We start from the raw sequence: 21,304 nt of genomic DNA on the forward strand, positions 1-21,304 counted from the left end.
GAGGCTCATATGTGTTAGGTTTTTTTGCGATAGCGATACAGCCTATACTTAACAAAGTATGATATTAAAACAACAGGTAAAGAAAGGATAAATACATAAAGAACGTATATCCCAAAAGTTTCCCAGCCAATAGAAAAGACTAACAACCCCATTTCAATAAAAAAAACATAAGCAAATATTAAAAGAAAGATCAGACAAAAATGCTTATAAAATGGAAGTTCGCCTTGATGCTTAAAAGACATAAACTGTAAAATTGCGCATATTAAAGCGAATTTAGTGCCTGAAATAGCGTAACTGTAACTATATGATTCTGTGAATAATGTAAACCCTATTGCCGCAATTGTATTAACACATGCAATCCAGTAAATAAGGCCCCATAAGAGTATATTTTTCTCAGACTTATCCATGAGGAAACCTAACTTTTAAATAAGGGGCGCAGGCACGTAGGGCATAATGGCGAAGCCGGCCTGCGTGTTTGCGTCCCAGCCCGCGAAGCGGGCGAACTTAATTTTTTTGTTATGCGGTGCGGTTCTTAACTGCATCCGCTTCGTGCCACGTGACCGCTAGATAAAGTATGAGTATAGCGGTACTTATTTCTATGATACTAAAAAACACATAGTGAAGGGTGCCGCCCATATAAAGGGTGTAGCTTTGTATTGAGCCAGTTATTAAAGCTGCAACAATATTGAGATACTTGTTAATACGAAACACCAAAACCCGTGACAAAACTATCATTGCCATGGGGATTTGCATGATAAACGCAAAGGAAAGCAAAAACTCTTCCGTAAGCTTCATACCTCCGATTTCGCCGGCAATAAACCCTTTGAGCGTCTCTGCGTGGTGAAGAGAAAATATGTCGCAGTAGATATAGTTAACTGAGAGAAAAATCCATAACACTGATAGAAACTGTTTTCTATCGCCATTCCATTCGAACATATAATTTCCTAAAAGTATGACTTCAACACACGCAAATAGAAAACAAAAAAGGAATTATTTCAAGACAATACAAATACCTTGTTACAATTGAGGATAAACCCAGCCAAATGACTTTGGGTTTATACAAGTGTAAGCCCCGCATAACGCCCCAAATAAACGGCAAATACTTGTTGGCTATACTGGGAGCGAAGCGACCCAAGCCAGCGAGTATTTGTCCGTTTGATTGGTTTGTTAGAGTTCATGTGGCTTAATTACCTGAAAGTCAGTCACTTCTCTAAAACACTCATCATCCCATATTTCTTTACTCCAATTTACTTCTATTTCAGAGGGAAAGCCTGTTTCGTGGTAAGTGACATTATATTCATCTGCATTCTTTTCGGCGCGGTCAGCATATTCAAAAAGATCATCTATAGAATAAACGTCTATGCTCCTTGGGGTAATCTTCACTCCATTTTTTACGACAACTCGATACTCCAAAACCCCCATACATCCAAACCTAAGTGTATAGCGGTAATTTTCAATTCCAGATTCAATCCACTGCCTATGGTAGCTGTTCAAAGGATTTACTTTATCAATGGGAATAATCAAATGATTAAAGGCAAACAAGACAACCAACACGAAACCAATGAAAGCAGAAATAAAAATATTTGCGGAGTTGCTACCAAGTCTGAATATCATACTAATGAACTCCTAACGCCCCAATATGCCGACGTAATGAGCGCAGCGAGTTGAGGTCGGAATAATTGGCTTGTTAAGTGCCGTCATTAGAAAATCTCACCAGCTTCCGCTTGAATATCACCACATTCTGAGATGAGGCTTCCACTTTCATCGTATATTTTATAAGTTTCCTGTTTGCCACCAATTTGTGCACAACCATCAAGCCCAAGCAGCAGAGTATAGAAAGCATCGTTGAGCATTGCATCTGCGACAGCCCAAAACTCCTTTTCTTGTACGTCACTCAAATTCATTTTTTCAATCAGTGAAGAAACTAATGTATCTTGAGATGAATCCTTGAATAGTTCTAGCAAGGATTCCTTCTCACTCTTCCATAAAGCCACAAACTCTTTCGCGTCCACAGATATTCCTTTAGGCATTTAACGTCCGAATTTGCTGCACAAACTTGTGGCCTACACTTTGTGAGGCACGAACAATGGCCACGAGTTTGGGTCAGCAACATACGTTTGTTAGGTGTCATGTTACTTATCATTAGGCTTTAATGGTGCAATTAGCAAAAATAATATTAAACAAAACCAGCTAATAAACAAACTTCCTATTATCCATGCTAGCTTTTCTTGGCGTCCAACATTTTGTGATCTAGAAATTATTATGATTGGAATTACCTATGCAATTAATAAAACAAGAAGCAAGGGAAACCAAGATATTAAGATTTGAGTTGTATTATCCATAATGAAATCCTTTTTTGACACCTAACTTTTAAATAAGGGGCACAGGCACGTAGGGCATAATGGCGAAGCCGCCCTGCGTGTTTGCGTCCCAGCCCGCGTAGCGGGCGAACTTAATTTTTTTGTTATGTTTCAAACCTATGAAGCATAAACGAATAATTCTTTTTTAATGTAATTCGTTTTATCGCATAGCGAGCTTTAGGTTGATACTCGCGCCAATTCCAATGATTGTCTATGAGAATAATTTTCGATATACCAAATCGCTCTAAATCATCTAAGCTGTAATCCCACCCTATTAAATCATTGCCAAAAAGAGATCTTAATTTATCCCACATGGTCATTTCATTATGTCCGTACACAGTAATAAGATTATCGACTCCTATTCTACGATAAAAGGCGGCTTCTCTTTTTCTCATTTTGGGTAGATAGCTAGAATAAAATGATTCGTCAGAATTTGTGGTATCCCACTGTTTCTGCCAAGCACTTCCGTGCCACATTAAAATTGTGTCTTTATGTAAGTATTTAATATTAGCTGCGGGTAAAACATAGTTTGCACACGACGATAAGCAGAGATTTTTTATTTCTATATTTAGCTTATTGCTGTGTATCCACTCACCGAGATCCATCCCTGCACCAATTTCTCCGCCTGGACTTGAAATAATAAGTCTATTTGGCTTTTCCTTCGATTTTTTTAATGCTTGAAAAATCGCTAAGTTCGAAGACTTGGTTATCGACCCTTCATATACTAAAACGTCATTTTGGATGCCTACAAAGAAATTGCTTTCTACATCATTTTTTTCAGCATCCAACGACGTGCAGGCTACACTCCCTAAAAGAACAAATATAAAGAGAAATTTCATCTGGCATCCACTCGAAACATAACACCCGCATAACGGGCAATAACACGTAGGCTAAAATTGGAGCGAAGCGACTGAGCCTACGTGTTATTGTCCCAGCGAGCCTGCAAGTGAGTTTATGCGTTTGTTAGCTACCGTTAGTCTTAAAATGTACTCTTACAAAGTCAATTCCCCAACTTTGGTTTTTAAACCCAAGCATTTCATCAAATTCAAATTCTGATATTAGAAATTCTCTATCGTTTAACCAAGATATCTGGTAATTCGTATCCTTAGGGTGACCATTTAAACGAATTAAATTATCAGTTTTTCTGCTTCCATCGACTTTTTCAACATACACTTGGGTTTGCCAATTTGTGGTTGCTCCGCAGTCTGCGTTTATAACTACCGCTCTCATACTTTTATCCGGGGAATATAGTTCTTCATATTCATCAAATGAGCAACCACTTGCCATTAAAAATCCGAGCAACCAAATAGGGGTAAGGATAATTAGCCCTCCCCAAAATATAGTGGCACCAGCGTTCCAAAAAAATCTAAAAAACTTTCTCAATGTTGACCATTCCTTAGGTTGCTAACGTTTCAAATAAGCGGCGCAGGCTTGCTGGCTATACTTGGCGAAGAATGAGCCCCAGCCAGCGAGTTTGCGTCCGGCGACGAAGGAGCGTACTTGATTTGCTTTGTTAGACGGCGCAATAAACATGCTGTAAACATCCTTTGTCTGTTGAATAACACTATTACCTAATATAACCACCAGATAATAACCCCTGTAATTTCCTTGTTTAAAGATAGCCTGAAACAACTAAACAGTTCAAACAACCTTTACTGATTAACTACCTATTGTGTTTAAAACCACCTAGAAGAAAAAAGAAATGATGTTGGCATTTCACGCGATTTCAAAACAACTATGCACCTTAAACTAGCGCCTTCTAACGTTTCAAATAAGCGGCGCAGACTTGCTGGCTATGCTTGGCGAAGAATGAGCTCCAGCCAGCGAGTATGCGTCCGGCGACGAAGGAGCGTACTTGATTTGCTTTGTTAGGTGCCATAGTACCAACGAACTTTATTGGACGTAAAAAGATAAACCGTAATAGCTGAAGGAATAATTGCAAAAAATGCTAGTGAGTAATAGTTACCAGCTAAAAGTGTAGGAGTTAAGACAGTAAGCGCTACTGTACAACAATAAAAGTGACGAGAAAACTTCAGTCGCAAAAGAAGTGACATTCCTGCCATTGGCATAAAACACCCCACCAAAATCAGTGGTACACCAAACCCTCTCTCCCATATTTGAGAGTATTCCAGTACCTCTCCATTATAAGAAAAGGTCCCAAACATTCCTGGAATTAGAGCTTTGAAGAGCAGTAATATACAAAACAACGCCATACCAGTTAGGAATTTTAAAGCTAATGGCATTTTCTTAAATGAATTGAACATACCTGCACCTAACGCTTCAAATAAGCGGCGCAGGCTTGCTGGCTATACTTGGCGAAGAATGAGCCCCAGCCAGCGAGTATGCGTCCGGCGACGAAGGAGCGTACTTGATTTGCTTTGTTAGACGGCGCAATAAACATGCTGTAAACATCCTTTGTCTGTTGAATAACACTATTACCTAATACAACCACCAGATAATAACCCCTGTAATTTCCTTGTTTAAAGATAGCCTGAAACAACTAAACAGTTCAAACAACCATTACTGCCAAATGGTTTATTGTTTTAAAAACCACCTAGAAGAAAAAAGAAATGATGTTGGCATTTCTCGCGATTTTAAAACAACTATGCACCTTAAACTAGCGCCTTCTAACAATATTCTTAGTTAGAAAAATTCCTTGAAATAACACCGAAATTTTCCTTAATTATTTATTGTTACTTTTTTAGCATAGTAGGTAACTCCCTGTACAGTATAAAAATATAGGCAAACTAAATAATGATATTTGATTGGAATCTGGAAATTTTCTTGAAATCCGCTGTTATCTGGAAAAAAGCACTATTTTGTAATTAATCCATTATTGAGATTGATTGTTTTCCAGTTGAGGATGATTTTTAACGTTGTTTTCACTTAATAAGTAAAATTGATGCTTCGGCAAAGCAATACAATGATTTTTCTTCGCAGTGAAAAATAATTCCCTTTATACTTTCTCAAATTAAACGCTTATGTCATATTTAGATCAGGTGATAGTGAGTCCCCTCTAAAAACGAGTCATATTAATTAATTGGGTGGTGAACGGCTTCAATGAAAACGCCTCTTGGATCTTATCAATTTCGTGTTGAAGGCAACGTTGTTTATCAAACGTTTACCGGTATGTTTAGTGGCAGTACAGCTCAGGCATATTTGAGTGAAACGAGAAAAATGATTAGCCAATTTGATGGTAAACCCTTTTGTAATCTTATCGATATTCGCGCTATGGAGGGCCTTACTCCTGAGGGATATGAAATGATCGATAAATTTAATCAATGGGTGAATACCCAAAATTTGGCAGCCAAAGCGATCGTAGTTTCAAACGACGTTGTGGGAAAAATAGTGTCTGAAAGAGTACCTGAATTAAAAAAACAGAACTTAAGATATTTCCATGATTTTAACGAAGCTGTGAAGTGGATTAAACAGATAAAATAGACTTTCCAAATTAGATAATTACAAACCTAAGCAACCTCTATCTATCAAAAAACACGCTTATAAACACTAAACCGATTTATTTCAGATTCAGCTTACTTTCAAGCGCACCAAACCAGCAAAAACAGCATTTTATGCGCCTTATACTTTAGGCTAAATTGGCATTATTTATGTTTATTTTGTCGTCAACTTGACTATTATTCACCTATTCAAGGAATAATTTAACCCGTTTGCAACCTGGGCTATGCAAACTTAATCAAGAGGAAAATGATTATGAAAACGCCTTATGGTTCTTACAACCTGTATATCGACGGCAATATTGCATTTATGCGTTTCGTGGGAATGTTTAATGCTGCAACTACAACCCATCTTGCACAGGAGGCGCGAGAGTTGCTTGAACAGTTTGGCAATAAAGATTTTCTAATCTTTGCAGATATGCTGCAGTTAGAAGGTGCAACTCCTGAGGCTTACACTATTATTGATGAGTTTAATCAGTGGTTAAACACCCGTAATATGATAGGCAAAGCCTTACTCATAGAAAACAAGATTATCGCACAAATCGCTAGGCACAGAGTCAAATCTTTCAAACATCAAAATATTCAATATTTCAGCAATAAAGATGAAGCGTTAATGTGGTTTGAGGAAATCCAAAAACAACAAATAGCGAGTTAGCATTTTATTCGAATGAGTTATTTAGGTCTTAACATTTCAAATTTTTGTGCTTCATCTACTGAAAAATAGTCTCCTACCCCACCGCCGCGCATAATGGGTTGATTAAAGGCGGTTTGGTAAACACCATCGACAATTGCCGACTTTTCAATATGCACCGCAACGACTTCACCTAAAACTAAAAAGGTCTCACAGAGGCTGTTATCTGCGGTTTTTAATTGAATAACCTGTGTCGTTTTACATTCCATAACCACTGGTGATTTGGCTACGTGTGGGGGGCTGATAATAGTTGATTTTCGCTTTTGTAAACCTGCCAATTCAAACTCATCGCCATCAACCATAGCACTCGTTTGGTTCATTTCTTCGGCTAACGTAGCGCTAACCAAATTCCAACAAAATTCACCGCTGCGTTGCGCATTTCTTGCACTGTCTTTATAACCGATGCTAGAAAAACCGATAATCGGTGGTGTGTAATTAAATGCGTTAAAAAAGCTATATGGCGCTAGGTTAGCAGAACCATCTTGATTGACTGTAGATATCCAACCAATTGGTCTTGGAGCGATAATGGCATTGAATGGATCATGTTTTAACGGATGACCATCTTTGGGCTGATAAAAATGATAGTTATTCGACATATTCCCCCCTGCAAAAGCCTAAACTTGACTCACGTTAATGCTTGTTTTGCGCTACTACCTTTTTTTGAGTTGAGCTATCGGACTGGTTAAATTAATCAACCAACCCGTAGTTGTCTTTGAGCACGTCAATAATTTCTTGTTTAGGATTATCGCTAAGGTGTAATTGCTTACCGGTAATTTTTTCAGCTATATTCACGTAGGTTTGAGATAAATCCATAAGCGCTTGTTGCGGAAGTAGATTATTTTGCGCTAACGCGAACCGCTCGGTCATTCTGTCTTTGTTAAGCAAAATGTCAGGCTCAGGAAAATACTGCAATAGCATTTGTCTAAAGCCCTCTTTAGAATTCTCAATTACCTGTGAATTGCGATATGCAGGACCATCCCAAATACGTGACGAATCGGGAGTCCCCACTTCATCCATGTATATTAGCTTGTCGTTACCTTGTCTGTCTTTGACATAACCAAACTCGAATTTTGTATCAACAAATATTTGATCAATTTCAGCCAACGCCGAAGAGATAACATCAAAACCTTGCTTTAACAGCTTTTCGTACAAATCCACATCGCTTAATTGTTTAAAATTAAAACGTGTAAAATGCTCAACAATAGACTGCCTTGTTATGTTGGCATCATCTGCTTCTTGTACACCTGGTATCCCTTTCAGAACACCTTTCGTTGACGGCGTGATAAGCAATTCAGGTAATTTACTATCTTTTTCAAGACCTTCAGGTAATTTGATACCACAAAAGTCACGGTCACCTTTACTATATGCTCGCCACATAGAGCCGGTGATGTACTGTCGTCCAATTGCTTCAATTAGAACTGGTTTGGCTTTCTGTACTATCCAAACTAGTGGATGAGGAACATCAAGAATGTGGCTGTCTGCTAAACCCTGTTGTTTAAATAAATCAAACCAATGATTAGATATCGCATTTAACGCTGCACCTTTGCCAGATACCCCGTCTAAACCACCTTCAGCGCGCCAGACACAATCAAACGCAGAAATACGGTCACTGATAACCATCACTGCTAAAGGCGTGTCTTCTGCCACATCATAATTGTGTTGCTGAATCAGCCGACGACTGTCTTGTTCAGTTAACCAATATACCGAGCGAACCTTTCCGCTATGAACGGGAGCATGGGTTCGAATCGGTAAGTCATCATTTACCGCTAAAACCGTGTTGGCTAAACTCATTTGTTGCAAATTCCAATTAAATGCTAGTTGTTTCGATTAAATATCTAAGTTCTCTGTGCCCATCGCTTCTTTAAACGCGGGGAACAAATCAGTCACTTTTTTGACTTCAAAGGGTTCGCTTTCTTCACTCAATAAGGTAAATGACGTTTTCGGACCTTGTTTCTTAACTTGGATACGGTAGTCGGTTTTTTCTAAATCAAGCTGACCATCACTCTTAGAGAATAAGTTATCCCACCAAGAACTCTCAGCTCCGCCGTAATTTACAAACAGCAACCCAGTCGATTTATCTAAATCTTTCACGTTAAAGCCCAGTTTACGAAGCACTAACAATAGACGGGGCCAAACCAAATCATATTGACCATCAACTACATAAGCAGGATTGCCATCTGGGTTGAATCCCATTTCCAGACCAAACCCACTACGAATTTGACGAATTCTCTTTACATCTTCCAAGCGCACTTGCTTTTCGTAATGACTAATAACTTGGTTTAATATTTCTACTTCGTTACGGCGAGATTGTTCGAAGTTGATATCGGCAATAACATCATCACCAATGGTTTCTAGGTAATCACGTAATTGTACTTTCAGTTTTGCCGTTCGACCATGAGGTTTAATCTCAAGGTTGAATTCAAAGCGTCGACCAATACTCCGCTCTGTCGTCGTCCAATTAAACCAGCCATTATCTTTATCAGGCTCAATAATCATCCAATCGGTTACTAATATTTGTGCTTCTTTGTCAAAATTCACGACACCGATATCCCGATCATCTAAAAAGCTGATAACCGAATTCCAAATCGTAGTATCTAAGGCTTCTGAATCATCAATTTGATCAAACCAAACCGTCGCTTCTTTTAAACCTTCTTCTACATGTGAGCCAGACACTAAAGGCAGGACTAAAGAAGGTGATGTCACCGTAACTTTATCTCCAACCAACTCTTTAGGGGCATTTTCTCCTATTGGAGGTATGTCATAATCACTCTTTAAATAGGGTGTATCTACGTCACTGGGTACTTTATACGGTACTTTTTCTTCAGCTTCTACGTAATCATAATTACCATTGGCACGTTGCCTTTCTTCAAGGCTAGTGCAACCGCTTAACGCGCCTACACCTAGACATACTGCTAACATTGTCAATCGAGCCATGCTTTTTTCCTTAGTGTATTTTCTAACCATTAATGTGAATGCCTGTTGCACGCATGACTTCTTCGATATCTTTTTTGGATTGGAGTTCCGGAAGAATTAATGGTAATCGTAAAAAAGCACTGTCTATCAAGCCCATTTTGTATAAAGCCCACTTAGGCAACACTGGGTTGGGCTCTATGAATAACGCCTCGTGTAAGGCTGCAATCGATTGATTAATTCTTTTTGCTTGTTCAAAATCTTGAGCTGCCGCAGATTCACACATTTTAGCCATTTCCGCCGGCACTATATTGGCCGTTACTGAAATCACACCGTGACCACCGTTGCATAAAAATTCACAACTACTTAAGTCGTCACCGCTAAGTAACAAAAAGTCTTCAGGTACTACAGCTTGGGTTTCTTTTAAACGTTGCATATCGCCAGTCGCATCTTTTAAACCTACGATATTTTTGTGTTTTGCTAATATCGCAACCGTTTCAGGAAGCATATCCGCGACCGTCCTGCCCGGCACATTATATAGCAGAACCGGTAAATCGGTGGCATCCGCTATAGCTTCGAAATGCGCAACCATGCCTTTTTGTTGTGGTTTATTGTAATAAGGCACCACACTCAAAAAACCGGCGATACCGGTATTGGCCAACTGTTTACTTAAGAAAATAGCCTCAGAGGTAGAATTCGCACCACTGCCCGCAATTACTGGGATAGCATTATTTGCATATTCAACCGTCTTTTTCACCACTTCGATGTGTTCTTCAAAGGGTAAAGTTGCTGATTCGCCAGTTGTGCCTACAGACACTAAACCATGAGTACCATTTTCAATATGAAACTCAACTAGCTTTTTAAGGCCAACATAATCTACGTCCCCGTTTTGGTCCATCGGGGTCACAAGCGCTACAAAACTACCTTTAAACATGTTTTCTCCACAAAAATGAGCGCCTAATGGTAATGATCAAGCCCGCTAAAAACAAGCACATAATCAATAAAATAGTAATGCCCTATTTTGTTTACCGACAAGATTCGCAGGGTTGGATTTTCTGCTGCTAAATTAGTTCCTTATCAATAAACTTAAATAGTTGTTTTTTAATAGCTTAAAAATTCCTTTATAATGCGCCCATCGTTTTTACTTTGAATTAATTTTAATTAATGAAACAACAACTCATCGTTACCATTATGGGCGGCAATAATGTGGGAATTTTAAGTGAAATTTCCAATACCGTTAGCGCCACAGGTTGCAATATATTGGATAGTCGGCAAGCTATTTATGGCGAAGACTTTTCCCTAACTATGATTCTGGAAGGTTCGCAATTAGAAATCACCAAGGCTGAGCTGAAAATACCACAAACCTGCCAGAGCCATGATCTCCTGTCTATGATGAAACGTACAAAGCGCCACAGTAAGCAAAACTTGGAGCATCTCATCGACGTGCAAATCAGCGGCGACGATATACCTGGCGTGATTCATAAGGTTTCAACCCTGTTAACCAGTTTCGATGCTGCTATTAGTGCATTGCGTCAACACACTTTTACCGACCAAGATAGCCAAAAAGAAAAGATGAAAGTTAAATTTGTAGCTAGTATGCCTCTTGAAGGTGATATGGTCGGGCTCACTAAACAATTCAATGAGCTACTGGATAGCTTAAATTTGCAAGGCAAAATCAGCGAAAACCATTAATTTGGACAAATTGATAAATTCGTAGATGCCAATAGATTGTTAAACATAACTCAACTGATTAGGATTTTTCCATGAATCGACTTAAAGCTGGCGACAAAGCCCCGCTATTTACCTTACAAGACCAAAATGATAATCCCGTCTCATTAGCCGATTTTAAAGGTAAAAATGTTTTAGTGTATTTTTACCCGAAAGCAATGACCCCAGGCTGCACTGTGCAAGCACAAGGTTTACGAGATTCAAAAGCACAATTAGACAAACTTAATGTGGTTACCTTAGGCATTAGCCCAGATGCACAAAAACGTTTGCCGAAATTTGCCGACAAAGAACAACTAAACTTCACATTATTGTCAGACGAAGATCATGCTGTGGCAGATCAGTTTGGCGTGTGGGGACCAAAAAAGTTTATGGGTAAAGAATACGACGGTATCCACCGCATCTCGTTTTTGATCGACCCCCAAGGTGTTGTCTCCCATGTATTTGATAAATTCAAAACCAAAGACCACCACCAAGTCGTATTAGACTATTTAAGCAACAACTAATACGCACAAACGCTAAACACGAAAAAGGGAGCATATTAGCTCCCTTTTGTGTGTTTAAAGCCTACCTTAAGTTCCGCTTTCAGGGGTATAAGTTACACTGGGTGACCACGCATTTATCACCGCTTTAACCAGTGTTGCCAAGGGAATCGCAAAAAACACGCCCCAAAAGCCCCACAGACCACCGAAAAACAGTACGGCAACGATAATATATATAGGATGTAAACTGACCGCTTCTGAAAATAAGATCGGCACTAACACATTGCCATCTAACGCTTGGATGATGCCATAGGCAATCATTAGATACCAAAAGTCGGGAGTAATACCCCATTGAAATAACGCCACTATGGCGATGGGCAAAGTAACCACTGCCGCACCTATGTATGGGATTAACACAGAAAATCCAACTAACACCCCTAACAGCACAGCATAGCGCAAATCCATAAACGCAAATGTCACCGATGAAACCGCACCAACAATGATAATTTCAATTACTTTTCCACGAATATAATTGGCAATTTGCAAGTTCATTTCTGAGCTCACTTGTTTGATCAAGCGTCGCTCGTTTGGCAATATCCGCAACAGATTCGCAATCAATACGTCCTTATCTTTGAGCATAAAGAACAACATCAACGGCACCAAAATCAAATAGATTAAAATTGCGCCTAAATCTGCCAACGAGCTAAATGAAGCTGAAATAAGTGTTTCACCAACTTGTACAATCTTTTGATTGATCTCCTGCAACACATTTTGAATATGGTAAATTTGGATGAAATTGGGGTACAGATCCGGCAAAGTTAACAGCCACTCTTGACCTTTATTCCAGATTTGCGGGGTTTCCTTAATCAAATTCACACTTTGTTGAGTAATAACGGGCACTAAACCAATAAAGGTTAAAATACAAACCGCAATAAACACCAACACAATAATCACGGTGGCATAGACCCGGCTTAATCCCAACTTCATTAACTGCATCAAAGGCCAATCAAGTAAATATGCAATAACAGCTGCAACAATGACTGGCATCAAAATATCGCCCCAAATTGCGAACAATACCGATACAAAGATCAATAGCATTAACAGCATAAGAGAATCTGGATCCGAAAACTTACGCTTATACCAGCGATCTAACATCTCAAACATGTGATTTCCTGCCTATTTTTACTTCTGTGGGGTTGTTTCCTGAACACTACAATGACTGTAATGCAACTTGCTGTGAGGTTCGTTTTATAACTGCATAATAATTTACACTATATTTGCACGATTAATAATTAAATTTAAGTGAAATTAGAATTTAAGATATCTGCTCCTATATACATAGTGTAATGATATATTACCGATAGATTTACACAATATTGACGTAAAAAACTGAACTTATTTGCCTATAGCTGTTTCAAACAGACGCATTAACCCATACATTTAGAGTGGATAGAAAAATTTGAGAGAAGTTAGTTTGAAAAATATGACCAAGAGTCTTTTTATAGCAGTAGCTTCTGCAGTCTTCGCTTTTTCATCAACTTCAGCGATAGCGCAGGTAAGCGATCAGCACCAACGTAACGCCTTACCTGAAATAGGTGTGGTGGCGTCGGATGCCATCAGCATTGACAAAGAAATCCAAATTGGTGACATATTAATGCGCCAACTTCGAGGTCAAGCTCCGCTGTTGAGCGATCCCTTATTAGACGAATACCTGCAAGATTTGGGAAACCGTTTGGTTGTGCAAGCTGATAACGTAAAATTTCCGTTCAAATTTTTTCTAATTAATAGTGCCGATATCAATGCATTTGCATTTTTTGGTGGTCACATAGGTGTGCACACTGGGTTAATTTTCAATTCAGACAACGAAAGTGAATTGGCATCAGTACTAGCCCACGAAATTGCCCACGTTACCCAACGTCATATTGCTCGTAAGATGCAGTCTCAACAAAAATCCTCGCCCCTTCAGTTAGCCTCAATATTTGGTAGTGTATTGTTGGCCTTAGCAAACCCTGAAGCGGGCATGGCAGCATTAAGTGCAACCAACGCCGCTGCCCAACAAGCGTCGATTAACTATACACGTTCTAACGAGCGCGAAGCTGACCGAATTGGCATTCAAGTGCTCGCACAAAGTGGTTACGATCCCAATGCGGCAGCCACATTTTTTGGAAAGTTAGCGGAAAAGTATCGCCTTCAATCCACTCCATTCGCTTATTTGATGACTCACCCATTGCCTCAATCTCGTATTGCAGATGCCCGCAGTAGAGCCAGTTCATATAACGTTAGACAGGTTCCCGAAAGACTCAGTTTTCATTTAGCCAAAGCCAGAATCGTGGCTCGCTATTATGGAAATCCGAAAGACAATATTACTGGTTTCAAAGACATCATTGATAAGCAAAAGTATGTGTTCAAACAATCCGCCTTGTATGGATTAGCATTGTCGTATTTTGAAAATGAACAATATGCCGAAGCGCAGAATATCGTGCAGCAACTGATTCAGAGCGATCCAGATAATCTTTTCTACTTGGATATTGCCGCCGACTTATCTATCGCGCAAAAGGATTATGAACCTGCTATTGCGATGCTATCAGAACAGGCAAAACACACCCCTCATAACAGTGTGATTGCATTGAATTTAGCCAATATACTGGTTAAAAAAGGTGATATCAAACGAGCTACTAGCTTATTAAAAGACTTCTTATTGGTTAATCCGAATAATCTGTTGGCCCTGCAGTTACTCACAGATGCTTACCTTGAAAATCGTCAGATGCTAGAGATGCATCAAAGTAAAGCGGAAGTATTTGCATTAGTTGGAGCTTATCCTAGAGCCATAGATGAGCTGCACAGTGCATATAATTTTGCCGGTGACCGACAATTAGAGAAACAACGAATTAGAGCCAGAATCGATCAAATTAGAGAGCAAATAGACAAGATTAAAGCCCTTTAACTTGACGCTAAGCTGTGTCGCTGACGCAGTTGAGTGATAATATTCTGTAAACTAGCATTATTTTGTTCACCTTGTAGCTGCTTAATTAGTGCACCGTCAGGGCCAATAATAAAGGTAGTAGGTAGGGAATTCGGCTTATGAAAAACGGCATTTTCTGGCAATCCGGATATAACCCTAAAATCAATTTGATACTTCTGTTTTAACTCTTGTAACTCAGGATCACCTAAATTATCAAAGTTAACCGCCAGCAACGACACATCGGGTTGCTCCTTCGCAAAAGATTCAAACTGATTTAATTCAGGGAGCTCTTTCAGGCAAGGGGCGCACCATTCTGCAAAATAATTCACGACTAAATACTGTCCTTTAAAATCTTGCCATTGGTAACTTTGCCCTTCCACAGTAGTAAAATCAGATTTGAGGCTCAACGACAAGTAAAAACCAGCTATAGCCGCAGCTAAACCGCAACTCACGAAGATTAACTTTTTAAACATAAACTTTGCGCTACCCTATACTTCTAATTCGTCTCAACATGAAATTATTCGAACAAATCCAAATAACATTTGTTGCCGTTGTGCATTAACCTTTAGAATACTGCAATTTAATTGGCAATGAAAAGTAATCATATTATGCAAAACTTACGAATTTATCATAATCCTCGCTGTAGCAAGAGTCGTCAAACATTAGAGTTGTTAACCGAAAAAGGTTATCAGCCGGAAATAATTGAATATTTAAAGACGCCATTAACGGTTTCGCAAATCGAACAACTCATGGAGCAATTGAATATCGATGATCCACGAAAAATGATGCGCGTGAAAGAAAAAGACTACACGGATAATAATCTCGGTGAAGACAGTGTTACCAAAGCCCAGTTAATCGCGGCAATGGCCACCTACCCTAAGCTTATTGAGCGTCCTATTGTGGTGAATAACACACAAGCTAAAATCGGACGACCACCAGAAGCTGTGCTGGAAATTCTCTAGTGGGTCCCATTTTAGTTTTGTATTATAGCCTACATGGCGCTACCCGAAATTTAGCCAATAAAATAGCCTTAGGTGCTCAGATGCAAGGCGCTGATGTGATAGTGCGCACTGTGCCTAAGGTAGCCACAGGCATAGATTTTAGCCAGCAGGCCGTCCCTGAATCAGGTGATCCTTATGTGAGCTTGGACGAACTTGCGAACTGCAGTGGTTTAGCTCTCGGCAGCCCGACTCGTTTTGGCAATATGAGTAGTGCTATGAAACACTTTTGGGACTCAACCTCTTCATTGTGGTTGTCAGCCAATCTAAATGGTAAGCCAGGATGTGTGTTTACCTCCTCTAGCAGTATGCACGGTGGGCAAGAGTCTACATTATTAACCATGATGATCCCGTTATTGCATCACGGCATGCTAATAAGTGGTCTGCCCTATTCTGAACCCGAGTTACATTCCACCGTAACCGGCGGAACTCCCTATGGCGTGACCCACGTTAGTTTGCAAAACAAATCGATATTAAGTCAAGACGAACAATCACTGTGCATTGCACAGGGAAAACGACTTGCCATGTTAGCGCAAAAACTAGGACAAAAATGAAAATTCCAACCAGTATTTATCGAAAATTAGCCTTAGTAAGTTACCTATTGTTGTTAATATGGGTTCCAATCTGGCATCTCCTGTTGGCGAACCCCACAGGCAGAAGTGAACAATTTGAAATTTTTCTAACCTTTGTTTGGACCATCCCATTGTTGTTACCAATGTCGGGGATTTTAAGGGGCAAACCTTATACCCATGCGTGGGCCAATTTTATTGTCATGTTTTATATCATGCATGGCCTCACCAGCTTTTACGCGGTAGAAAATGAACGTTATTATGCGTTAATCGAGATTGTTTTAAGTGTTGGAATGTTTATTGGTTGCAGCTTTTATGCACGTCTTAGAGGTAAAGAATTAGGATTAAGCATTCCAAAATTGAAAGATGAAATGGCTAAAGAAAAAGCCACATTCGGAAAATAAACCGCTTAGCATTTGATGTTTACAGAGAAATGGTTAGTGGTTTAAAAGTGATTAATGATTTAGTTGCTAATTGGCCAAGATAAACTGAACAATTAAAGTTCAAGCACTTGTTTAATGAAGGGAATACTAATTTTACGTTTTTCTTGAATGCCTTGAAACTGCAATTCATCTAGGGCAGCGACAAGGCTATGCATATCTCGTTTAGCATGACTGATCAGAAATTGCAGTGATTCACGGGAGATACTGATACCGCGCTGCTTGGCCTTAATATTTAAGGCTTCGCACGCATCTTGATCATCTAGTGGCGCTAAACTAAAGCTAATTCCCCAAGCCAAACGTGAGACCAAATCAGCTAACTCAAATTGCAGTTGTTTAGGTCCACGATCACAGCTCACCACAAGTTTACAGTGTTGGGTTTCACGAATACGATTAATTAAATCGAACAACGCTCTTTGCCAATCTTCACTGTGCTGAATATGTTGAATGTTATCTATGCACAACAACTGAATGTTTTCCATTCCATCTAAAATAGTATGGGGATAGCGAAGAGAGGCATCTAATGCCAAATAAAAGTGGGATTTTTGTTGTTGTGCTGCATTGTGTGACATCGCCACTAACAAATGACTTTTCCCCGTACCCGCAGCCCCTGAAATATAGGTCAGAAAAGGCAATTCAGTGGAGTCGTTTTGTTCAACAAGCAAACCGCAATGTTGATAAATTAACGAATTACTGCCAACGACCAAAGAGTCGAATGTCTGTTCGTCAGGCAAATCAACATCTAAAGAAATTTGTTTTGGTAACTGATCGCCAACCAAATTAAGGTCTCCAAAAATAGGGTTTATTGACTACATGTTGGCTAAAATCATCCATTGGACTTTGCATTCTGTTGTCTAACCTAAACGCTTCGTCAAGATTTTCTTTGGCACCAAATAACTCTAACTCAAAAGTAGAGAAACTACCTTGCTGTTCAATCAATCTAACGTCGATAACCACTGATAAGTTGTTTAAAAAGTTGAGAACTTCCATATAAGTAGTTAGAGATGAAATATTGCCGATTACAATTTCCGTTTTGTTTTCAACTGAGTTCCCAGCCACAGCTTCAATAGCATATTTAGCAGCTAGCTCATCGGCCACCATATCAATCGCTTTTTGCATTGCAAGTTCAGGGGAACTAGCTTCCACTTCACCAGAATCAAATGCTCCCCGTCGAGTTATTATCCATTCGAGAACCCAAACGTCGAGTTTTTTAGGTTCTGGTTGTATTTCAGGATCACCTTCAAACTGATTAACAACGGGCTGCTCATCGCGATAGAATAAACGCCCTGACATCACATATTCGGTGTCATAACGCTCACTGGCTTGGACTAAATTTTGGGTATAGCTCGACCAAACATCGTAAACACTTACCTGTTGGATATCCGTTAAATCCATCACCGGAAAAGCAACTTCTATTCCCCGACGTTGAGCTGTTTCTTTTGCCATCTCTATCAAGTTTTGATGAATGCTGTCTGTCAATAATTTACGGGAATTTGTGCCTTTTTCTTCAATCGCTATCCATGCAAGTGTTTGCGGTCGATGCTTACCCCAAATGGAAAATCCTGTTGAACGTAGAACACTTTCCACTTTATTGACATCAAATTCAGCTTTATAAAGTAAGCCTTCAGGTGTTGATTCATAAGCGTACGACAACAAAATATTTTGTGCATTGTTTAAATACGATTTAATTTCTTGATCATTTAATAACGCGCGATTGCCGCTAACTTTAACCAATACTTCTGCTAGGGCCTGCTTAACCGCCTTTTTCTGCGCATTCGTAGATTGGTCTGAAACCACAACAGACGCATTGTACAAACCCTCGACAACAGCGGCGTTTACCCAATTAAGTTGGGCGACCATTAACAATGTTAAAAACAGCAGACAACGCATTAGTATTAAACACTCTTGAAAATTCAAAGCGGTATTGTCATAGATCTAAATTAAAATTTCACCATTTGTTTAAAGCTTGTTTGCCTTTACCGTACGTTTTTCAAGCGATTTGGCAATATTTATCAGATAAAAATAACCTCTTGATTGACGATGTTTACTGTCTAGATAGAAAATACCTCGATTTACAGTACCTTTTCTTTTGTCATACTGATAAAATCCGCAAAAATTTTTTACTGAGGAATATTGTGAGCGATTCTAACCCATCTCTGAGCTATAAAGACGCAGGCGTCGATATTGATGCAGGAAATCAACTGGTAGAACGAATCAAGTCCGTGACCAAAAAAACTCACCGCCCAGAAGTGAAAGGCGGCTTGGGAGGTTTCGGTGCATTGTGCTCAATTCCTCAAAAGTATCGTTCTCCTTTACTCGTATCAGGCACCGATGGTGTAGGTACCAAATTAAGACTAGCGATGGATCTTAAACGTCATTTTGGTATCGGCATCGATTTGGTTGCTATGTGCGTTAACGATTTGATTGTTCAAGGTGCAGAGCCATTATTCTTTTTAGACTATTACGCAACCGGTAAGCTTGATGTAGATACGGCTACCGAAGTGGTCAGCGGCATAGGTGCAGGTTGCGAATTATCTGGCTGTGCACTGATTGGTGGCGAAACCGCTGAAATGCCTGGCATGTACCACGGTAACGATTACGATGTGGCTGGTTTTTGTGTAGGTGTTGTTGAAGCCGATCAAGTAATCGACGGTAGTAAAGTTGCTCCTGGCGATGCAATCATTGCCCTTGCCTCTTCAGGTCCTCATTCAAATGGCTATTCTTTAGTCAGAAAAGTACTGGAAGTCAGTGGTACAGATCCAGAAACCCCCTTTGCAGACAGTACTATTGCTGATCACTTGCTCGAACCCACACGGATTTACGTTAAATCTGTCTTAGCTTTGTTAGAAAAGCACAGTGTTCATGCTATTTCTCATATCACCGGTGGTGGTTTCTGGGAAAACATTCCTCGGGTATTACCTGACAATGCAAAAGCAGTAGTTCAGCGCAACAGTTGGACAAGACCTGCCATTTTTGATTGGCTTCAAGAAAATGGAAATATCACCGACCACGAAATGTTCCGAACTTTTAACTGTGGTGTTGGTCTGATGATTGTATTACCACAAGCAGAAGCGCAAGCAGCGGTAAATTACCTAAATGAACTGGGCGAAAATGCTTGGGTACTAGGTGAAATCGCTGAATGCGGTGAGCAACAAGAACAAGTTGAGATTGTTTAATTGAGTCGTTCAGCAAAATCAATCGTTGTATTAGTCTCCGGTAATGGTTCTAATTTACAGGCCATTATCGACTATTTCAGTGACAAAACTGATTTAGCAAAAGTCACAGCGGTTATTTCCAATGAACCCTCTGCGTTTGGCTTACAACGAGCAGAAAATGCCGGAATCGATGCACTTTGTGTTAATCACCGAGAGTTTGACAGCCGTGTTGAATATGACCAAGCTTTAAAAGCAGCAATAGATAAATACTCACCTGACTTAGTGGTACTCGCTGGCTTTATGCGTATTTTAACCGAACAATTTGTAACTAGCTTCAGTGGCAGGATGATCAATATCCACCCTTCTTTGTTACCTAAATACAAAGGTTTAAATACCCATCAAAAAGCCATTGATGCAAAAGACTTGGAACATGGTGCATCCGTGCACTTCGTGACACCAGAACTTGATGGTGGTCCTGTGATTATTCAATCCAAAGTACCAGTTTTTGAGCATGATACAGCTGCTGAATTAGCCGAAAGGGTCCAGCAACAAGAGCGAAATATATATCCACTTGTTGTAGACTGGTTTTGTAAGCAGCGATTAATGATGATCAACAATAAGGCAGTATTAGATGGACAGGAACTTCCACAAAACGGATATGCGACTGATTAAATGCTTGTTATGGGGAATAGTATTATTCTGCCTCAACTTGGGTGCTAGCGTACACGCTGCCGAATTAACCGAATTTGATGCCCATTACAAAGCATTTCGTTTTGGTAAAGAACTAGGTACCGCGAACTTAAAACTTGAGTCTCTTGGTCGTCAACGTTTTCGCTTATCTTATCAGTCTAAGGTTTCAATGTTCTTTTTATCCGATAAACGCACAGAAGTGAGTTTATTTAGCTTTAATGACGATAACATTATTCCCTTCAAATACAGTTACGAACGCACCGGTTTCGGTTCTGACAAAAGTTTAGTCGCTCAATTTGATCGGCAAAAAAACTCCATCAAAATCAATAATGAATCCAGCGTACAGTGGCATGATGAATTCGATAACCAACTTTACCGGTTAGACATACAACTGCAGCTTGCTGCCGGTAAAAAAGAATTACAGTACAATCTGCTGAACTATCGCGGCGAATTAAAACAATACAATTTAGTTGTGATGTCAACTGAGCAGCTTTCTCTTCCTTATGGTTTACTAGAAGGTGTTAAAGTTAAAATAGTCCGTCCTAATTCCACTCGCGAAACCTACGCATGGTTTGCCCCATCACTCGGCTATCAATTAGTGAGATTGAAGCAATTTAAGGATGGCGAAGAACAAGGCGACATCCAGCTTTCTGCTTTTACAACAGCTGCGGCAAGTAACTAACATCCATTTCGTTAGCAATAACGTACAAGAAACGTGATAAATAGCATTCAATTACTTTTGAATGCTTATTTTTCACTCAAGGAAACCCTCTAAATAGCAAATTAGCCTTGAAAACATCAGTAATATAGCCATGCTTATAATTAGCTATAAGATGAATGCATTTGATCTCCATCAAAAACAGGCAT

At 39.5% G+C, this 21,304-nt stretch carries 28 protein-coding genes; 11 read left to right on the forward strand and 17 right to left on the reverse strand.

Annotated elements, in window-relative coordinates; genetic code table 11:
* Positions 1-14: 14 nt before the first annotated feature.
* The 9 genes from KO530_RS05580 to KO530_RS05620 form a co-directional block, all read right to left on the reverse strand.
* The gene (locus KO530_RS05580) at positions 15-407 is read right to left on the reverse strand and encodes a hypothetical protein (protein WP_216047428.1); all 393 of its coding nucleotides are present in this window, start codon (positions 405-407) and stop codon (positions 15-17) included.
* Positions 408-516: 109 nt separating this feature from the next.
* The gene (locus tag KO530_RS05585) at positions 517-936 is read right to left on the reverse strand and encodes a DUF6326 family protein (RefSeq protein ID WP_216047429.1); all 420 of its coding nucleotides are present in this window, start codon (positions 934-936) and stop codon (positions 517-519) included.
* Between the two features lie 231 nt (positions 937-1,167).
* Complete coding sequence (locus tag KO530_RS05590) at positions 1,168-1,614, reverse strand: DUF6174 domain-containing protein (RefSeq protein ID WP_216047430.1); 447 nt, start codon at positions 1,612-1,614, stop codon at positions 1,168-1,170.
* An 86-nt stretch (positions 1,615-1,700) separates the two neighbouring features.
* The gene (locus KO530_RS05595) at positions 1,701-2,012 is read right to left on the reverse strand and encodes a hypothetical protein (protein WP_216047431.1); all 312 of its coding nucleotides are present in this window, start codon (positions 2,010-2,012) and stop codon (positions 1,701-1,703) included.
* 452 nt (positions 2,013-2,464) lie between these two features.
* Positions 2,465-3,199 carry a hypothetical protein gene (locus KO530_RS05600; protein ID WP_216047432.1) on the reverse strand — a complete coding sequence of 245 codons (735 nt, stop codon included), beginning with the start codon at positions 3,197-3,199 and terminating at the stop codon, positions 2,465-2,467.
* A gap of 124 nt (positions 3,200-3,323) precedes the next feature.
* A complete protein-coding gene (locus tag KO530_RS05605) occupies positions 3,324-3,743 on the reverse strand; it encodes a hypothetical protein (protein ID WP_216047433.1) in 420 nt (139 codons plus the stop codon).
* Between the two features lie 21 nt (positions 3,744-3,764).
* Complete coding sequence (locus KO530_RS05610) at positions 3,765-3,944, reverse strand: hypothetical protein (protein WP_216047434.1); 180 nt, start codon at positions 3,942-3,944, stop codon at positions 3,765-3,767.
* A 284-nt stretch (positions 3,945-4,228) separates the two neighbouring features.
* Positions 4,229-4,624, reverse strand: coding sequence for a hypothetical protein (locus tag KO530_RS05615; RefSeq protein ID WP_216047435.1), 396 nt, complete (start codon positions 4,622-4,624; stop codon positions 4,229-4,231).
* Positions 4,625-4,632: 8 nt separating this feature from the next.
* Positions 4,633-4,812, reverse strand: a complete 180-nt coding sequence (locus KO530_RS05620; protein WP_216047436.1) for a hypothetical protein — start codon at positions 4,810-4,812, stop codon at positions 4,633-4,635.
* 608 nt (positions 4,813-5,420) lie between these two features.
* Here KO530_RS05620 and KO530_RS05625 point away from each other — a divergent pair.
* Entirely contained in the window at positions 5,421-5,801 is a 381-nt protein-coding gene (locus tag KO530_RS05625) for a hypothetical protein (protein ID WP_216047437.1), read from the forward strand.
* 270 nt (positions 5,802-6,071) lie between these two features.
* The gene (locus KO530_RS05630; RefSeq protein WP_216047438.1) at positions 6,072-6,470 is read left to right on the forward strand and encodes a hypothetical protein; all 399 of its coding nucleotides are present in this window, start codon (positions 6,072-6,074) and stop codon (positions 6,468-6,470) included.
* A 17-nt stretch (positions 6,471-6,487) separates the two neighbouring features.
* Here the strand turns inward: KO530_RS05630 and KO530_RS05635 are convergent, their stop codons facing one another.
* The 4 genes from KO530_RS05635 to dapA form a co-directional block, all read right to left on the reverse strand.
* Complete coding sequence (locus KO530_RS05635) at positions 6,488-7,102, reverse strand: flavin reductase family protein (RefSeq protein ID WP_216047439.1); 615 nt, start codon at positions 7,100-7,102, stop codon at positions 6,488-6,490.
* 91 nt (positions 7,103-7,193) lie between these two features.
* Positions 7,194-8,297 carry a phosphoribosylaminoimidazolesuccinocarboxamide synthase gene (locus tag KO530_RS05640; protein WP_216047440.1) on the reverse strand — a complete coding sequence of 368 codons (1,104 nt, stop codon included), beginning with the start codon at positions 8,295-8,297 and terminating at the stop codon, positions 7,194-7,196.
* A 36-nt stretch (positions 8,298-8,333) separates the two neighbouring features.
* Positions 8,334-9,440, reverse strand: coding sequence for an outer membrane protein assembly factor BamC (gene bamC / locus KO530_RS05645; protein WP_216047441.1), 1,107 nt, complete (start codon positions 9,438-9,440; stop codon positions 8,334-8,336).
* A gap of 22 nt (positions 9,441-9,462) precedes the next feature.
* Entirely contained in the window at positions 9,463-10,350 is an 888-nt protein-coding gene (dapA, locus tag KO530_RS05650) for a 4-hydroxy-tetrahydrodipicolinate synthase (RefSeq protein WP_216047442.1), read from the reverse strand.
* A gap of 230 nt (positions 10,351-10,580) precedes the next feature.
* On the opposite strand from dapA, the gene KO530_RS05655 reads away from it, so the two are divergent.
* Both KO530_RS05655 and bcp read left to right on the forward strand, forming a co-directional pair.
* On the forward strand, positions 10,581-11,108 hold the full coding sequence (locus tag KO530_RS05655) for a glycine cleavage system protein R (RefSeq protein ID WP_216047443.1): 528 nt from the start codon (positions 10,581-10,583) through the stop codon (positions 11,106-11,108).
* A gap of 71 nt (positions 11,109-11,179) precedes the next feature.
* Entirely contained in the window at positions 11,180-11,647 is a 468-nt protein-coding gene (gene bcp, locus KO530_RS05660) for a thioredoxin-dependent thiol peroxidase (RefSeq protein WP_216047444.1), read from the forward strand.
* A gap of 66 nt (positions 11,648-11,713) precedes the next feature.
* Here bcp and KO530_RS05665 read toward each other — a convergent pair whose 3' ends face one another.
* Positions 11,714-12,787: an AI-2E family transporter gene (locus tag KO530_RS05665; RefSeq protein ID WP_216047445.1), complete on the reverse strand. Its 1,074-nt coding sequence runs from the start codon at positions 12,785-12,787 to the stop codon at positions 11,714-11,716.
* A 319-nt stretch (positions 12,788-13,106) separates the two neighbouring features.
* Here KO530_RS05665 and KO530_RS05670 point away from each other — a divergent pair, with 319 nt between their 5' ends.
* Positions 13,107-14,567: a beta-barrel assembly-enhancing protease gene (locus KO530_RS05670; protein ID WP_216047527.1), complete on the forward strand. Its 1,461-nt coding sequence runs from the start codon at positions 13,107-13,109 to the stop codon at positions 14,565-14,567.
* Here the strand turns inward: KO530_RS05670 and KO530_RS05675 are convergent.
* Positions 14,564-15,058: a TlpA family protein disulfide reductase gene (locus KO530_RS05675; RefSeq protein ID WP_216047446.1), complete on the reverse strand. Its 495-nt coding sequence runs from the start codon at positions 15,056-15,058 to the stop codon at positions 14,564-14,566. The genes KO530_RS05670 and KO530_RS05675 overlap by 4 nt on opposite strands.
* Before the next feature lie 135 nt (positions 15,059-15,193).
* On the opposite strand from KO530_RS05675, the gene arsC reads away from it, so the two are divergent.
* The 3 genes from arsC to KO530_RS05690 are packed head-to-tail and all read left to right on the forward strand — an operon-like array spanning position 15,194 to position 16,556.
* Positions 15,194-15,547, forward strand: coding sequence for an arsenate reductase (glutaredoxin) (gene arsC, locus KO530_RS05680; protein WP_216047447.1), 354 nt, complete (start codon positions 15,194-15,196; stop codon positions 15,545-15,547).
* The gene (gene wrbA, locus KO530_RS05685; protein WP_216047448.1) at positions 15,547-16,137 is read left to right on the forward strand and encodes an NAD(P)H:quinone oxidoreductase; all 591 of its coding nucleotides are present in this window, start codon (positions 15,547-15,549) and stop codon (positions 16,135-16,137) included. Before arsC ends, wrbA begins: the two co-directional genes overlap by 1 nt.
* On the forward strand, positions 16,134-16,556 hold the full coding sequence (locus KO530_RS05690) for a DUF2069 domain-containing protein (protein WP_216047449.1): 423 nt from the start codon (positions 16,134-16,136) through the stop codon (positions 16,554-16,556). The genes wrbA and KO530_RS05690 overlap by 4 nt, the downstream gene beginning before the upstream one ends.
* A gap of 92 nt (positions 16,557-16,648) precedes the next feature.
* Here KO530_RS05690 and hda read toward each other — a convergent pair whose 3' ends face one another.
* Together hda and KO530_RS05700 are read right to left on the reverse strand one after the other, a co-directional pair.
* A complete protein-coding gene (hda, locus tag KO530_RS05695; RefSeq protein ID WP_216047450.1) occupies positions 16,649-17,371 on the reverse strand; it encodes a DnaA regulatory inactivator Hda in 723 nt (240 codons plus the stop codon).
* 1 nt (position 17,372) lies between these two features.
* Positions 17,373-18,482, reverse strand: coding sequence for a DUF2066 domain-containing protein (locus tag KO530_RS05700; protein WP_216047451.1), 1,110 nt, complete (start codon positions 18,480-18,482; stop codon positions 17,373-17,375).
* A gap of 245 nt (positions 18,483-18,727) precedes the next feature.
* Here KO530_RS05700 and purM point away from each other — a divergent pair, with 245 nt between their 5' ends.
* The 3 genes from purM to KO530_RS05715 are packed head-to-tail and all read left to right on the forward strand — an operon-like array spanning position 18,728 to position 21,119.
* A complete protein-coding gene (purM, locus tag KO530_RS05705; RefSeq protein WP_216047452.1) occupies positions 18,728-19,768 on the forward strand; it encodes a phosphoribosylformylglycinamidine cyclo-ligase in 1,041 nt (346 codons plus the stop codon).
* The gene (gene purN, locus KO530_RS05710) at positions 19,769-20,419 is read left to right on the forward strand and encodes a phosphoribosylglycinamide formyltransferase (RefSeq protein ID WP_216047453.1); all 651 of its coding nucleotides are present in this window, start codon (positions 19,769-19,771) and stop codon (positions 20,417-20,419) included.
* Complete coding sequence (locus KO530_RS05715; RefSeq protein WP_252728898.1) at positions 20,379-21,119, forward strand: DUF3108 domain-containing protein; 741 nt, start codon at positions 20,379-20,381, stop codon at positions 21,117-21,119. The genes purN and KO530_RS05715 overlap by 41 nt, the downstream gene beginning before the upstream one ends.
* The last annotated feature ends 185 nt before the right edge of the window (positions 21,120-21,304 follow it).

The organism is Aliiglaciecola lipolytica (assembly GCF_018860635.1).
Classification (GTDB): Bacteria; Pseudomonadota; Gammaproteobacteria; order Enterobacterales; family Alteromonadaceae; genus Aliiglaciecola; species Aliiglaciecola lipolytica_A.